The following is a 15,614-nucleotide window of genomic DNA, read 5'->3' as shown; positions in this document are numbered from 1 at the left end:
CGATAGAAGGATTGTTCTACGGCAATCCACAGGCCATTTTTGCTGCGGACTTATCGCCTGGGAAATGGCTCGCAGTCTTGTTTAATGCAGAAGCAAGATCGCAAATTGCTGCAGTCGCAAATCCGGGTGTCAGGTTGCCGCTGATTGTCATGCCATTCGGTTTCACTTCACGATCCGCTCACCACATGAGCACGGCATCGATCGCGCGGTGTGGCACGGACCTGCGCGTGGCCCGTGACAAGACAGGGAGGTCGTCGCCAACCCCACAGCCTGGCGACGACAAACCCGACGAGCAAAGAGCGCAAGACAGAAGGGGTCCAACACAAGCGTTCTGTTCTGAGTAGTGGAGGCACAAGATGCGCGATCTAGCGTTCTTGTCGAAATCGAATCCGCCGAAGCGCGGAGTGTTCCTGCAGTGCGTGCTGGCGACAGCGTCGCTCGCCATGCTGGCCGGCTGCGCGAATTCGGGCAGCGGCGACATGGGTACGTCGCTTGGCGGTGGCAGCGATTCGCAATCCAAGCCGGCGATCGCGGCATCAAGCTCGCCCACGTGGTCGAACGACAACAGCGGCAATGCAACGGGTGGCACCGGCTCGACCGGCAGCACGCCCATCGCGACGCTGACCGGCCCTGTCGAGCAGGTGACGACCACCACCATCACCGCCATCGTGCCACTCACCAGCACGCTGACTTCGACCACACAAACGCTGGGTGCGGCGACGGGCCTTGGTTCTCCGGTGAGCAACGTGCTGGCGACGCTGGGCGGCGCGCTCGGCAGCACGGGCAGCACGATCACGACGGCCGGCAAGGGCGATGTGTTGGTATCGACGGTTGGCACTACGGTGGGCACGCTCGGCGCGGTCACCACGGGGTTGTCGACGATGGTCTCGCCGGCGGCACCGTCTGCTGCGGGCAGTGCGCCGGGTAGCGCGCTGACCGGTGCGCTCGGTGGCGCGCTGGCGCCGGTCACGACGGCAGTCGGTTCCTTGACGGCGGGGCTGCCTGGCGTCGGTGCGCTTGGCTCCGTTGGCGCAGCCGGCAGTGGCGGTACCGGCGGATTGGGCAGCGTCGGCACGACGGTGGGCGGCTTGGTTGGCGGTGTGCTGTCGGGTGTGACATCCGGCGTGCACCACTAGCCACTGCTCTGTAGAACTTTCTTTGCATTCGACGGCAAACGCAGGCGGATGCTACCCGCTGGACGCCAGATGCGCGTTCTTCTGACCCGGCGGTGACACGCGGTACGGGCCGCGCTTACAAGGAGACTCACCATGAAGATTCAGAACCCGCTCCACACTTCTTCTTCCGTTTCGTCGTCCGCCGTTTCGGCATCGCGCACGCTGCTGGCAGCCGCTGCAGTGGCCGTGCTGACGCTGGCCGGCTGCGCTTCGGGTGGCAACCCGAACGGCGATACGACGCCGTCATCGACGGCCAATAACGATCCGGGCGCGGTGCCGGTCGGCAACGTGGCCAGCAGCAGCGGCAATGTGGTCACGCAGACGGGCAAGACCGTCAGCGACCTTGGCACGACGATCGGCACGGCGTCGGTGCCCGTCATCGGCGGCACGGCGGCGCAGAAGGACCTGGGTGCGACGGTCACGTCCGCCGGCAACACGGTGCAGACATTGGGCGGCGGCATCAGCAATGGGCTCGGCAAGATCGGCTCGACGCCCGACCCGGTCGGCACCACGGTGCAAAGCTCGGGTGACGTGATCCGCTCCGCTGGGGTGACGACCGGCAACGCGGGGCAGACCGTCTCGGATCTGGGTGCCGCCGGCAGCCCGCTGGCGCCGCTGAATCCGGTGACGTCACCGGTGGGCAGCGGTGTGTCTGCGCTGGGTCAGGTGATGCAGGGTGCCGGCGGGCTCGTCACGATTGGCACGTCGAGCGGCCCGGTGCAGCAGGTCACGCAGCAGACCAGCAACGCGATCGTGCCGCTGTCGTCGCAGGTGGTGAAGGGCACGCAGACGGTCGGCAGCACGACGATGCTCGGCGGCCCGCTGGCCGGCGCGCTCAACACGGTTGGCGGCGGCCTGCAGAGCGCGGGGGCGCAAGTCGGTGCGGCCGGCGGCAACCCGCTCGCGGCTGACGTGGGCGGTGTGGTTGGCGCCGTCGGCGGCACGGTGGCGAGTGCCGGCGGCCTGGTCAATGGCGGCAGCGGCGGCGGGTCGACGAATCCGCTGGCGCCGATCACGAGCGCGCTCGGTGGCGGCGTGGGTGGCGGAAGCAATCCGCTGGCCCCGGTCACGAGCGCGCTGAGCGGCGCAGCCGGCAGCGGCAACCCCCTCGCCCCGATCACGAATGCGCTGGGTGGCGTCACGAACGCCGCCGGCACCTCTGGCAGCAATCCGCTGTCACCCCTGACCGGTGCGTTGAGCGCGCATTGATCCCTGCGCCGACATCATCGATCAGCCCTCACCGATTTTTTTGACTGACAACAAGGAGACTCCACGATGCAACCTACCCCCCACGCTCTCGCCCGCCTGGCTGGCGCCCTGGCACTCGCTCTGGCCGCTGGCAGCGCCTTCGCGCAAGTCAGCCCCGCCGGCACCTGGAAGACCATCGACGACAACACGGGCAAACAGAAAGGCGAAGTGACGATCGTCGATAACGGCGGCACGTTCTCGGGCAAGGTCACCAAGATCCTGGTGCCGGGCGACGAGAACAAGACCTGCACCAAGTGCACGGACGACCGCAAGGACCAGCCCATCAAGGGCCTGACGATCCTCACGGGTCTGAAGGCGGACGGCAACAACAACTGGGATGGCGGCCAGATCCTGGACCCGGAAAACGGCAAGGTCTACAGCGCCAAGATGTCGCTGTCCGAAGACGGTCAGAAACTGAATGTGCGCGGCTTCCTGGGCATCAGCCTGCTGGGACGCACGCAGACTTGGATTCGCGAGCAATGATCGCCTGCCGATAGCGAAAACCAACAAAACCTCCCAACGCGCGGCGGCGCCCCCTCCTTGTGGGTGGGTGCCGTCTCTTCGGGCGCCGGTGCAAGCCGGCGCCTTCTTTTTGCGGAAATCCGCACACTGCGCGCACGGTATCTCCATTAAAGAAGACCACTCCACCGCCGTTACACCGTTGGGGAGACGTCAAACAATAAGTGGAGAAAACGCGACATGCGACAGTGGACACTCAAAGCAAAGCTGCGTCTTGCGTTGGGCCTGATGTGGCTGGGGCTGATCGGCGTCGGCATCTGGAGCGCGATGGAAACCCGCGCGACCATGCTCGATGAGCGCAAGGTCGGCCTGCAAAACCTGGTGGACGCCGCCGAGGGCATCGCCAAGCTGTATCACGGCCGCGCGCAATCGGGCGCCATGAGCGAAGCCGACGCCAAGAAAGCCGCGCTGTCGACGCTGGCCTCGATGCGCTTTGGCTCCACCGGCTATCTATTCGTAGTCGACTCGCAGTTCATCCTGCTGATGCACCCAACGCTGGCGGACATGGTCGGCAAGAGCACCGCGGGCTTCAAGGACCCGACCGGCAAACCGGTCTACCCGACCATCGTCAACGCCGCCAAAGACAAAGGCTTCGGCTTTGCCGAATACCAGGGCCGCCTGCCCGGCAGCGAAACCGCATTGCCGAAGATCGGCTACGTAAAGCACTTTGTGCCGTGGGACTGGAACCTCTCCAGCGCCGTCTTTCTGCAGGAAGTGGATGCGGCGTACCGCCATTCGCTCATCGCCAATCTGATCGTCATTCTGGTGGTGGGCGGCGCGGTGTCGCTGGCCATATCGCTCATCATCCGCAACGTGCAGCGCGGGCTGGGCGGCGAACCGAGCTACGCCACCGAGGTCGCACGCCGCATTGCCGGCGGCGACCTCGCCGTGCAAGTGCAAACCCACACCGGCGACCGCGACAGCATGCTGGTCGCCATGGCGCAGATGCAGCAGCAACTGACCGGCACCATCAGCCATATCAAGACATCGGCGGATTCGATTGCGAGCGCCACCAAGCAGATCGCCGCCGGCAATGCCGATCTGTCGCAACGCACGGAAGAGCAGGCTTCGTCGCTGGAAGAAACCGCGTCGAGCATGGAAGAGCTGACGAGCATCGTGCGTCAGAACGCCGACAACGCGCGCCAGGCGAGCACGCTGGCCGTCAACGCATCGGACATCGCCGCCAAGGGCGGCGAGGTGGTCGGCCGCGTGATCGACACCATGGCGGGCATCAACGAAAGCAGCAAGAAGATTGCCGACATCATCGGCGTGATCGAAGGCATCGCGTTCCAGACGAACATCCTGGCGCTCAATGCCGCAGTCGAGGCCGCGCGCGCCGGCGAACAGGGCCGCGGCTTTGCCGTGGTGGCCGGCGAGGTACGCAACCTGGCGCAGCGCTCGGCGGGGGCGGCCAAGGAAATCAAGGAACTCATCGGCGATTCGGTCGGCCGAGTGGAAAACGGCACCACGCTGGTGGCCGAAGCCGGCAGCGTGATTGACGAGGTGGTGATCGCAGTCAAGCGTGTGACCGACATCATGGGCGAGATCAGCTCGGCCTCCGAGGAACAAAGCTCTGGCATCGAGCAGGTCAACCAAGCTGTCACGCAGATGGACGAGGTGACGCAGCAGAACGCCGCGCTCGTCGAGCAGGCGGCGGCCGCCGCGCTGTCGCTGGAAGAACAGGCACAGGTGCTGCGCGACGCGGTGGCGTCGTTCCGCACCGCCTGATCGCCGAGATTTCACGTCTTGCTCCCCAACGAGGGGAGGGACGCCGCGCCGTTCTCTGGTGTGTCGCATGGTGCTATGCTGCGCGCCAGAGAATCGATAAAACCATGTTGGAATAGCCATGCCCGAGCGCAACCGGCCGCCATTCAGGGGCCCTTTTGGCGCGATTGCCGGGTCGACCACCAGCGTCTACGCCGCAGCAGGAGACACCGCCGGCGACGCCCATGAGCCGATGTCCGGCGGCCGCTCCAGTGCGGTGCGCGATGTCGCTGCACAAGATCTGGCCAGCGACACCGCGCTGTGGCGCTTTGCGCTGGCCGCAGAGCACGGCGGCCGCGCGCCCCATCCCGACGCCGCCTTGCGCGACGATCTTTCCGTCCTGCGCATCCTGCGCCACGCAGACGGCCTGCGCCTGCTCCGGCAAGGGTTGCGCAGTGCGTTCCCGGGTTCGGCCTTGCGTCTGACCACCTTCTGGCCCGAAGAGCAGCCGCACGCCTACCCGGCGCGCGCGGAAGCCCGCCCTGCGGAATTCGGCGATCTGCTCGTGCTGCTGCGCCTGCGCGGCGCGGTGCCGACGCTCGATTGCCGCGCGCTCTTTCTTACCAGCCGCCGCATCGACCAGCCGGACGATACGCTCGACAAGCATCACGCCCTACCGCAGATCAACCTGTACGAAGGCTGGCCCGACTTCAACGTCTATGCGCGTTCGCCGATCAAGTCGCGCAACGCAACCTTCCTGGGCAAGTTCGACCTGTCGGCTGAGCTGGACCCGCTGCGCCGCGTTGGCCGCGACCAGCGCCAGTGGCGTTACCTGACGCCCTGCACGGGCCTGCAGCACTACGCGCAATGGCCTGGCGCACGGCCGGCTTCTCCGCTGCAATGGCGCTGGCCTTCCGGCCCGCAAGCCGGCGCCGCACGGCCCAGCACCGGTTCTTTCACGGGCCTGCTGCGCCAGCTCGCACGCCCGGAAGGCCCCGGCGAGGATTGCTCCGCCGGCACAGACGTGCCAACGTGGGGCCGCCTCATCAACAGACTGCTCGACCACAGCTGGGAAGTCGCCCCGAGCCACGCGCTCAAGAGCGGCAATATCAGCTCGCTGGCATTCTGGACGCGACTGCGCGGCTTCCTGACGGCGGAATACCTGCTCGGCTCGCACTCGTTGCAGAAGGGTTTTGGCGCGTCGTTGCAGTTCGAGATGGCCAATGGCCTGCAGGACATCGCCCGCGACGACTGGACGGCCACCACCGGCTTCGACCCTGAAGACCTCGACGTGCCTGGCGTGCGCGGTACGCTGCAGCGCATTGCGGCGTCCAGACTGGCCGTCTTCGGCATGAGCGCGGAAGACCCGGCGCCGCTCGCCGCCCCACGCCCGCAACGCGGCGTGACGCCGCGCCCCGATGGCGAACGCGAAGGCCAGCGCGTGTTGCTGATCGACGTGATCCGCCCCAGCGCAGCCGCCCTGTAAGCACGCCAATTCGATAAAAAGCGACGCCCGCGCCGCCGAGAACGCAACGATTTCTCGGCGGCGCGCGGCTATGCTGTGGCGTTGCGCTGCCGCGCTTCCTGCCGCCCCCCCTCCGCTGTCGCTCATGTCTTCCGCTGCTTCCGCTTCCACTGCTTCGACGACGTCCACCTCCCCCTGGATGCCCATCCTTGCCCTGATGGGTTCGATGGCCTCCGTGTGCCTCGGTAACTCGTTTGCCAAGACGCTGTTTCCGGTGCTGGGCGCGGCGGGCACGGTCACGTATCGCGTGACGATTGGCGCGGTGATCCTGCTGGCGTTCTGGCGGCCGTGGCGCCTGCACCTGAGCCGCGCAGATGCCGGCCGCATCGCGCTGTATGGCGTCACGCTGGCGAGCATGAACCTGCTGTTTTACCTGTCGCTGCAGCGGTTGCCGATCGGCATTGCGATCGCCATCGAATTCACGGGGCCGCTGGTGCTGGCCGTGCTGCTGTCGCGCCGCGCGCTGGATTTCGTGTGGATCGGGCTGGCGGTGGTCGGCTTGCTCATGCTGACGGTGGCCGACAAGTCGGTCGGTCAGGTGGACCACCTGGGCGCGGTGTATGCGCTGGCCGCCGGCGTGTGCTGGGCGCTCTACATCCTGACGGGCAAGAACCTCGGCGGCCTGCATGCGGGCCAGGCGACGTCGATCGGCATGGTGGTCGGTGCGCTGTTTGCGATTCCGTTTGGGGTGGCGCAGGCGGGGGCCGCCCTGCTCTCGCCATCGCTCATTCTGGCGGGACTGGGCATCGGGCTGCTGTCGAGCGCGATCCCGTATTCGCTGGAGATGGTGGCGCTCAAGCACCTGCCGGGCAAGACGTTTTCCGTGTTGCTGAGCCTGGAGCCTGCCATCGGCGCGCTGGCCGGGGCGATCGTGCTGCACGAGCAACTGACCGGGCGCCAGTGGGTGGCGATCCTCGCCATCATCGCTGCGTCGGCGGGCTGTGCGCTGACGGTGCGGGCACCCAAACCCATCCGAAGCTAGCCGGAAACCCGCGCTGCGGCTTGCAATACGGCCATGCGCGTCTGCGCGTAGACCATCCCCTTCCATTCCGGCACGTCGCAATAAAACGCATCGCGTAGCCCCTTGCGGATGCCAGCCTGCTGCGCGGCGCCCTGCTCCGGATGGCGATGCAGCCAGTGGTCGGCGCGCAGCGCCTGCAGCACCGCCAGCGGCGCGAGCGTACCGAACTCCAGCGTCACGCAGGTCTTCTCGATGTTGGGCAGCAGTTCGTACGCGATGCCCACCAGATCGCCCTTGACGACCGACGAGACCGAACCCGCTGCAGCAATCGGTCGAACATCGGCACCCCAGGTGCGCATGGCACGCTCCAGCTCGGCAGGATCGGGGCTGTTGAAGATCTTCTCGCCGTGGCCGTAGTGGCCGAGCCCGGTATGCAGGTCGATCCACACCAGGCGCGACATGCCGGCCGCGTGCCGCGACACGATCCCGCGCATCTGCAGCGTGCTCCAGCACGGCGCGCTGCCGCCGTAGAACATGCCGTCCGGCACGCGGTATTGGCCGCTCGTTGCGGCGTCTTGCAGGGCTTTTTCGCCGCGGGTGACCATGTAGTGCTGCAACGCTGCCTGATCCGCCTGGCTGGGCGGCCACGTGCGCGGCAGCAGCAGCGGATCGACTTCGAGATACGCCGGGTTGGCGGACGCGGCTTCGGCAAAGTTGACGCTGTTGCGGTTCAGGTCAACGTTGTCTTCATTCACGCGCCGCAAGTGTGCAAACCCGTACGGGTTGACCGCATGCACCAGCAGCAGCGCTACGTTGGCAGCCGCCAGCCGCGCGAACAGTTCGTCGTCTTGCAGCAGGCCGGTCTGGCAGCCGGAGCCGCAGAACCCCTCCACACCATGGACGCCGGAGGTGACGATCAGCAGAGCCTGAGCCTGCGCCGGCGCGAGCAGCGCGGTATCGATGGAAAGTTGCTCCCCAGACGGCCCCACCACATCGGGATGCAGATGACGCTCGATGCGAAGCCCCCGGCTCTGTGCGGCGGCGAGGAACTTGCTGCGCGCTTCATCGTAGGTCTGCGAGAAGAAGGCTTCGACCGTCATAGCGGGAATCCGGGGGCAGTGGTAGCCGCAGCGTGCCATGTCTGACAGGCGCGGCGCAATCGCACAAACGTGAATGGACGCCCCAAAACGCAAACAGGCGACGCATGGTGCGTCGCCTGTCTACGTTGATGCCGGGTCGAGCGCGTGGCTCAGATCACTCCCAGGACAGCGCACCGCCGGTCTGGTACTCGATCACGCGCGTCTCGAAGAAGTTGCGCTCCTTCTTCAGGTCGATCATCTCGCTCATCCACGGGAACGGGTTTTCTTCGTTCGGGAACAGCGCGTCGAGGCCGATCTGCTGGCAGCGACGGTTGCAGATGAAGCGCAGGTAACCCTTGAACATCGGTGCGTTCAGGCCCAGCACGCCGCGCGGCATGGTGTCTTCTGCGTAGCGGTATTCCAGGTCGACGGCCTTTTTGAACAGCTCCGTGATCTCGGCCTTGAACTCGGCCGTCCACAGGTGCGGGTTCTCCAGCTTGATCTGGTTGATCAGGTCGATCCCGAAATTGCAGTGCAGCGACTCGTCGCGCAGGATGTACTGGTACTGCTCGGCAGCGCCGGTCATCTTGTTCTGACGGCCCATCGCCAGGATCTGCGTGAAGCCAACGTAGAAGAACAGGCCTTCCATGATGCAGGCGAAGACGATGAGCGACTTCAGCAGCTTCTGGTCGTTCTCGGGCGTGCCGGTCTTGAACGACGGATCGGTCAACGTGTCGATGAACGGGATCAGGAACTCGTCCTTGTCGCGGATCGACTGCACTTCGTGGTACGCGTTGAAGATCTCGGCCTCGTTCAGGCCCAGCGACTCAACGATGTACTGATACGCGTGCGTGTGGATCGCCTCTTCAAACGCCTGGCGCAGCAGGTACTGGCGGCATTCCGGCGCGGTGATCTGGCGGTACGTGCCCAGCACGATGTTGTTGGCGGCCAGCGAATCGGCCGTCACGAAGAAGCCCAGGTTGCGCTTGATGATGCGGCGCTCGTCTTCGGTCAGACCGTTCGGGTCTTTCCACAGGGCGATGTCGCGCGACATGTTGATTTCCTGCGGCATCCAGTGGTTCGCGCAGCCGGCGAGGTACTTTTCCCAGGCCCACTTGTACTTGAACGGCACCAGCTGGTTGACATCGGTGGCGCCGTTGATGACGCGCTTGTCAGCGGCGTTCACGCGGCGGTTGCTCTGTGCGGCAGCGGCGTTCGGGTTGTTGCCGAGGATGCCCGTGCCGGCGGCCTGCGTGGCCGACGGGGGCAGCACGCCGCCCTGGTCAGCGGTGGCCGTTTGCAGTTGCGGCTGCGGTTGATACACCGGCTGCGGTGCAGCCGAAGGTTGTGCGGCAGGTTTGACGTCGTCGTCCCAGCTCAGCATATGTGTTTCTCCTAATTCTTTGCTCGTCGCTCCCGCTCTTTTGGAGCGCGAGTCCAGTGTCGTTCAGGTCACGGCGCCCCCGCTTGCGCGGGAGCAACCTCAGACACTGTTTTGACTTATTGGCAGGCTTCGCATTCCTCGAAACCGGGGTCGCCCGGGCGCATCGTGCACACGGCGCCTTCGGCTTCCGGCATCGCCTGGGCGGTGGCAGCAGCGGCATCCAGCGCGCTGGTCGGTGCGGCCGACGTCACGCCCGATGCACCTGCAGCCGACACACCACCTGTATCGCTACCCGAGGACACCGCATTCAGCGTGCCGCGCGACACGGTCGACTTCTCGACGTGCGTGGCGCCGATCGTGCGCAGGTAGTACGTGGTCTTCAGGCCACGCAGCCAGGCCAGCTTGTACGTGTCGTCCAGCTTCTTGCCCGACGCGCCGGCCATGTAGATGTTCAGCGACTGAGCCTGGTCGATCCACTTCTGGCGGCGCGATGCCGCTTCCACCAGCCACGTCGGCTCCACTTCGAAGGCCGTTGCGTACAGGTCGCGCAGGTCTTGCGGAATGCGGTCGATGCGGGCCAGCGAGCCGTCGAAGTACTTCAGGTCGGCGACCATCACTTCGTCCCACAGGCCGCGTGCCTTCAGGTCACGCACCAGGTAGTCGTTGACCACCGTGAACTCGCCCGACAGGTTCGACTTGACGTACAGGTTCTGGTACGTCGGCTCGATACAGGCCGACACGCCGATGATGTTGGAGATCGTTGCCGTCGGGGCGATCGCCACGCAGTTCGAGTTGCGCATGCCGTACTGCTTGATGCGGCCGCGCAGGCTGTCCCAGTCCATGGTCGACGACATGTCGGTTTCCAGGTAGCCGCCACGCTCTTCGGCCAGCAGCTTGAGCGAGTCCTGCGGCAGGATGCCGCGATCCCACAGCGAGCCCTTGTAGCTGCTGTAGCGGCCGCGCTCTTCAGCCAGCTCGGTCGACGCCCAGTAGGCGTAGTAGCACACGGCTTCCATCGAGGTATCGGCAAACTGCACCGCTGCGTCGCTGGCGTACGGCACGCGCAGCACGTGCAGCGCGTCCTGGAAGCCCATGATGCCCATGCCGACCGGACGGTGGCGCAGGTTCGAATCACGTGCCTTCTTGACCGCGTAGTAGTTGATGTCGATCACGTTGTCGAGCATGCGCATGGCCGTGCGCACGGTCTTCTTCAGCTTCTCGTGATCGAGCACCACGCTGCCATCCGCCTGCTTGACCAGGTGGGCGACCAGGTTGACCGAACCCAGGTTGCACACGGCGATTTCGCTGTCGTTGGTGTTCAGCGTGATTTCCGTGCACAGGTTGGAGCTGTGCACCACGCCCACGTGCTGCTGCGGGCTGCGGATGTTGCACGGATCCTTGAACGTGATCCACGGGTGGCCGGTTTCGAACAGCATGCCCAGCATCTTCCGCCACAGCTGCAGCGCCGGCATCTTCTTGAAGAGCTTGATCTCGCCACGCGCGACCTTGTCTTCGTAGGCCAGGTAGGCCTGCTCGAATGCCTTACCGACCTTGTCATGCAGGTCCGGGCAGGTGGACGGCGAGAACAGCGTCCACTCGCCGCCTTCCATCACGCGCTTCATGAACAGGTCCGGGATCCAGTTGGCCGTGTTCATGTCGTGCGTGCGGCGGCGGTCGTCGCCGGTGTTCTTGCGCAGTTCCAGAAATTCTTCGATGTCCAGGTGCCACGTTTCCAGGTACGCACACACCGCGCCCTTGCGCTTGCCGCCCTGGTTCACGGCCACGGCCGTGTCGTTGACCACCTTCAGGAACGGCACCACGCCTTGCGACTTGCCGTTCGTGCCCTTGATGTGCGAGCCGAGTGCGCGCACGTTCGTCCAGTCGTTGCCCAGGCCGCCGGCAAACTTGGAGAGCAGCGCGTTTTCCTTCAGCGCCTCGTAAATGCCGTCCAGGTCATCCGACACGGTGGTCAGGTAGCACGACGAGAGCTGCGAGCGGCGCGTGCCCGAGTTGAACAGCGTCGGCGTGCTCGACATGAAATCGAACGACGACAGCAGCTGGTAGAACTCGATGGCGCGGGCTTCGCGGTCGATTTCGTTCAGCGCCAGGCCCATCGCCACACGCATGAAGAACGCCTGCGGCATCTCGATGCGGGTTTCATTGATGTGCAGGAAGTAGCGGTCGTACAGCGTCTGCAGGCCGAGGTAGTTGAACTGGAAGTCGCGCGAGGCGTCCAGGGCCGCACCCAGGCGGGCCAGGTCGAACTGCGCCAGCTTGTCGTCGAGCAGCTCGGCGTTGATGCCGCGCTTGATGAACTGCGGGAAGTAGTCGACGTAGCGCGTGCTCATTTCCGCTTGCGTGACTTCTTCGCCGAGGATTTCGCGACGGATCGTGTGCATCAGGATGCGCGCCGTGACCTGGCTGTACGCCGGGTCCTTTTCGATCAGGGTACGCGAGGCCAGGATGGCCGAGTCGTACACCTGCGTCATCGGCACGCCTTCATACAGGTTCTTGACCGTTTCCTTGAGGATCGGCTCCGGGTCCACCGCTTCGCCCAGACCTTCGCAGGCCGAGACGATCACGTTGCGCAGCGCCGCCATGTCCAGCGGGCGGGTGATGCCGCCGTCGGTCACGTTCAGGCCGATGAAGGCCGGTTGCTGCTGGGTTTCACCGGCTTGTGCGCGCTCCTGGGCGCGGCGCTCGCGGTACAGCACGTAGGCGCGGGCCACGTCGTGCTCGCCCGAGCGCATCAGGGCCAGTTCCACCTGATCCTGCACGTCTTCGATATGGAACGTGCCGCCGTTCGGGCGGCTGCGCAGCAGCGCACGCACGACGTTCTGCGTTTGTTGCTCGACCAGCTCGCGCACACGCGCGGAAGCAGCGCCCTGCCCGCCATTCACGGCGAGGAAGGCCTTGGTCATGGCCACGGCGATCTTCGAAGGCTCGAAGCTCACCACGGCGCCGTTGCGGCGGATGATCTTGTAGTCCGCGTAGCCAGTGCTGGGGGCAGCGGCCGTGCCGCCAGCGCTTTGCGCAAATTGGGAGGGGTTGGCGGTGCCGGAGTGGATTTCTGGTTGGGCCGTCTGCATGTGGACTCCTGTTGAACCGTTCGTTTTATTGGCGCGCCGGGGGTGAAGCACCCTGGGCGAATCCTTGCGCTACGCGGAGAAATGAGACGGAAAAGACCCCTGCCTTTCCTCAGCCCCCAAGCGCCGGCTCGACCTGCCGTACGCCCGCCCCCGCGTGGCGCTGAAATAAGAATCCCGGAAAGCGACCACTACATCTAGTGTCCAACTCCGGGATTGACGCTAAGTATAGTGGCCCAATCGAATTTGCCTAGACTTGACAGGTGGGGGCAGAGGGCTATTTTTCACTCGCCAATGCGGTGCCGCAAACCCGCTACGCCAGTCTGCACAAAGGGTCGGCGGGACTGGCGTGCGGCGTCGCAATGACCGACTCTTCAGAATAATTCTTTCTATCGACGTCGCAAGCTCAATAGACGTCACCTCATCTTCGGTAGGGGTATGTGTGCGGCGCACTGCACCGGTGCACGCGTGCCGCACCCCGGGGCAATCCCCGGCATTTCACCCGCTCAAGAAATCCGAATAGCCACATCAGCATTCTTGCCGAGGCTGTCACTTGAGCGACAGGCCCCCACCCTACGCTTCGGTCGCATTGCAGGGAGCGCAATCACAGCGGCGGGACACCGAGCGCCGCGCACAACGACCGAGGAAATCGACATGGCTTGGAATCCACCTGCCCGCCGCCTGCTGACGGCAGCGCTGGGCACGACCGTGGCCGCGACGCTGGCGACCACGTTGACCGCATGCGGCGGTAGCGACAGCAGCCCCATCGCCAACCAGGGCAACACAGACGCGCCCTCTACCAGCGCCAGCAAAAAGGTGCTGGTGGTCGGCGTGGACGGCGCCACTTATGCGCAGATACAGAGCGCGCTCTTGCAGCACAGCCTGCCGAACCTGGGCGCGCTGGCGGTGATGCCGGCTTCGACCGGCGGCACGCTGGGCACCACCACCGCCCAGCCGCCGCTGGACACACCGAGCTGGGCCACGGTGCTGACCGGCGCCTGGCAAAACCGCCATGGCGTGACCGACGACACCGTCACCACCCTGGCCGCCCCAAGCGTGTTCAGCTACGCGCGCAGCGCCGCCAAGGCAGCCGGCGCCACGCAACGGCTCGGCGCCGCCGTCAGCTCGGCAGCGCTGCCTGCGCTTCTCAAGGCGGATCAGCAAGCCGGCAACCTCGACACGCTCGTGGACTGCGCCCAGGTGGACACCTGCGTGACGCAGAACAGCGTGAAGCTCGTGCAGTCCGGCTACGACGTCGTCTTCGCGCAATACACCGCGCCGGCCGCCGCCGCGCTGGCATCGGGCCTGCAAAGCGACGCGTACACCGCTGCGCTGGACAACGTCGACCAGGCGCTGGGCACGCTGCAAGCCGCCATCGCCCAGCGCCGCACCGCCAACCCGAACGAAGACTGGCTCGTCGTCGTGACCACCAGCCACGGGCTGGACGCCACGGGTGCCACCACGTCGGCGCCGACGCTTGAAAACCGCACCGCCTTCATCGCGCTGAACAAGAGCGTCAATCCGGTGCTCGGTAAGAACGGCATGGCCGCGCCCACGTCGGAAGCCGCGCTCGCTGCCCTGCCGAGCGAGGCCGACATCGTGCCGACCGTGCTGGCGCAATTGAACGCCGCCGTACCGGCCACCGCTCACAAGTTGGACGGTGCAGCACTCACGGCCAGTGCCGTCGGCGTGCGCAATGTCCAGAGCACCGTGGGCGCGTACAGCGCCTCGCTGTTGCTGAACTGGCAGAACCCGACCGCTGCCAGCGGCCCCATCACCGTGCTGCGTGATGGCAAGCCGGTCGCCACGCTGCCGGCCACAGCCACGCAGTACACCGACAGCAACATCGCTGCCGCAAGCGGCATCTACCGCATCAACTACACGCTCGTGCGCAACAACGTGCCGGTGTCGATGCTCGCGCAGATCAGCTACGTGGCGCCAACGCCGCTGGCGACCTCGCTCACCAACGGCCTTGCTGCGTACTACAGCTTCGATCCGCTGCCGCCAACCGACCGTAAAGCCAGCTCGACGATCGGCCCCTGGGTGGCCGGCACCGACGGCGGCTCTGCTGCCGCCGACCCCTTTGGCGGCACGGCGCTCTCGGTCGATTCGCGCATCGACGCCTACAAGCTCACGCAGAACGGCGCTGACATCGCGCTAAGCCCGCAATTCACCATCGGCTTCTGGTTCAAGTCGGACTGCACGCAGGGCAACGGCACCGGCGAACCGATCCTCGCCAACAAGGACTATTACTCCGGCTCCAATGCCGGCATCGCCATCGGACTGTGGGGCGGCTGCGAAGTGCGCTTCAACCTGGGCAGCGGCGGCAAGCGCGACGACATCCAGGGCATGAAGTTCAGCGCCAACCAGTGGGCCTATCTCGCCCTGTCGGTGGACGCGCAGGCCAAGCGCTTCAGCGCTTACATCCTGGACCCGGTGCTCGGCGTGCAGAAGGTGGAAGACAAGGCCATCGCCAACACCGACGTCACGAAGCTGGGTGGCCTGGCCACCAAGGTCTGGGGCATGAACGACGACGCCACGCACAACTACGTGCCCAACAACCCGGGCTCGCTCAAAGGCGTGATGGCCTACGACGACCTCGCCATGTGGACGCGCCGGCTGACGCTGGACGAACTCAAGACGATCAACGGCTCGCACAAGCCACTGTCGTCGCTGAACCCCTGACCCCCTCCCCCAACCCGAACGAGACCGCTCATGAAGCCCTTCATCCACCCTCTCGCGCGGCCGCACCGGCTGGCCGCCGTGCTGCTGTGCGCCGCCACCTTGTCGCTGTCGGCCTGCGGCGGCGATTCGAACGACGGCACGCCGAGCACAGGCCCCGGCGCCGCTCAGCCCGATCAACCCGGCCAGCCGCCGGCCAACAAGCCGACCCTGCACTGCGCTCCGTAACGCGCGGCTTCCCATCGACTTGC

The 15,614-nt window shown here is 65.7% G+C and carries 11 protein-coding genes; 8 read left to right on the top strand and 3 right to left on the bottom strand.

What is annotated here, in order from left to right:
* Nucleotides 1-356: 356 nt before the first annotated feature.
* The 6 genes from ACTJK4_RS24000 to ACTJK4_RS23975 all read left to right on the top strand — a co-directional run bounded on the left by ACTJK4_RS24000 (nt 357) and on the right by ACTJK4_RS23975 (nt 7,153).
* A complete protein-coding gene (locus tag ACTJK4_RS24000) occupies nt 357-1,136 on the top strand; it encodes a collagen-like triple helix repeat-containing protein (RefSeq protein ID WP_440819121.1) in 780 nt (259 codons plus the stop codon).
* 132 nt (nt 1,137-1,268) lie between these two features.
* Nucleotides 1,269-2,384 carry a collagen-like triple helix repeat-containing protein gene (locus ACTJK4_RS23995; RefSeq protein ID WP_440819120.1) on the top strand — a complete coding sequence of 372 codons (1,116 nt, stop codon included), beginning with the start codon at nt 1,269-1,271 and terminating at the stop codon, nt 2,382-2,384.
* A gap of 66 nt (nt 2,385-2,450) precedes the next feature.
* Nucleotides 2,451-2,906 carry a DUF2147 domain-containing protein gene (locus ACTJK4_RS23990; protein ID WP_316878555.1) on the top strand — a complete coding sequence of 152 codons (456 nt, stop codon included), beginning with the start codon at nt 2,451-2,453 and terminating at the stop codon, nt 2,904-2,906.
* A gap of 216 nt (nt 2,907-3,122) precedes the next feature.
* Nucleotides 3,123-4,670, top strand: coding sequence for a methyl-accepting chemotaxis protein (locus ACTJK4_RS23985; RefSeq protein ID WP_440819119.1), 1,548 nt, complete (start codon nt 3,123-3,125; stop codon nt 4,668-4,670).
* A 118-nt stretch (nt 4,671-4,788) separates the two neighbouring features.
* A complete protein-coding gene (locus ACTJK4_RS23980) occupies nt 4,789-6,132 on the top strand; it encodes a peroxidase (protein ID WP_316871823.1) in 1,344 nt (447 codons plus the stop codon).
* A 124-nt stretch (nt 6,133-6,256) separates the two neighbouring features.
* The gene (locus ACTJK4_RS23975; RefSeq protein ID WP_440819118.1) at nt 6,257-7,153 is read left to right on the top strand and encodes an EamA family transporter; all 897 of its coding nucleotides are present in this window, start codon (nt 6,257-6,259) and stop codon (nt 7,151-7,153) included.
* On the opposite strand, the gene ACTJK4_RS23970 is transcribed toward ACTJK4_RS23975, so the two are convergent.
* The 3 genes from ACTJK4_RS23970 to ACTJK4_RS23960 all read right to left on the bottom strand — a co-directional run bounded on the left by ACTJK4_RS23970 (nt 7,150) and on the right by ACTJK4_RS23960 (nt 12,684).
* Complete coding sequence (locus ACTJK4_RS23970) at nt 7,150-8,232, bottom strand: M14 family metallopeptidase (protein WP_440819117.1); 1,083 nt, start codon at nt 8,230-8,232, stop codon at nt 7,150-7,152. The genes ACTJK4_RS23975 and ACTJK4_RS23970 overlap by 4 nt on opposite strands.
* A gap of 154 nt (nt 8,233-8,386) precedes the next feature.
* On the bottom strand, nt 8,387-9,595 hold the full coding sequence (locus tag ACTJK4_RS23965) for a ribonucleotide-diphosphate reductase subunit beta (RefSeq protein ID WP_102066852.1): 1,209 nt from the start codon (nt 9,593-9,595) through the stop codon (nt 8,387-8,389).
* A gap of 116 nt (nt 9,596-9,711) precedes the next feature.
* Entirely contained in the window at nt 9,712-12,684 is a 2,973-nt protein-coding gene (locus tag ACTJK4_RS23960) for a ribonucleoside-diphosphate reductase subunit alpha (protein ID WP_260802212.1), read from the bottom strand.
* Nucleotides 12,685-13,335: 651 nt separating this feature from the next.
* Between ACTJK4_RS23960 and ACTJK4_RS23955 the strand changes: the two genes are divergently transcribed.
* Nucleotides 13,336-15,366 carry an alkaline phosphatase family protein gene (locus tag ACTJK4_RS23955; protein ID WP_440819116.1) on the top strand — a complete coding sequence of 677 codons (2,031 nt, stop codon included), beginning with the start codon at nt 13,336-13,338 and terminating at the stop codon, nt 15,364-15,366.
* Between the two features lie 30 nt (nt 15,367-15,396).
* On the top strand, nt 15,397-15,591 hold the full coding sequence (locus tag ACTJK4_RS23950) for a hypothetical protein (RefSeq protein WP_252690587.1): 195 nt from the start codon (nt 15,397-15,399) through the stop codon (nt 15,589-15,591).
* Nucleotides 15,592-15,614: the final 23 nt, after the last annotated feature.

This window comes from Ralstonia sp. 22111 (assembly GCF_052045895.1).
Taxonomy (GTDB): Bacteria; Pseudomonadota; Gammaproteobacteria; order Burkholderiales; family Burkholderiaceae; genus Ralstonia; species Ralstonia wenshanensis.
The sequence above is the reverse complement of the archived record's forward strand: the minus strand, read 5'-3'. Positions and strand labels throughout refer to the sequence as shown.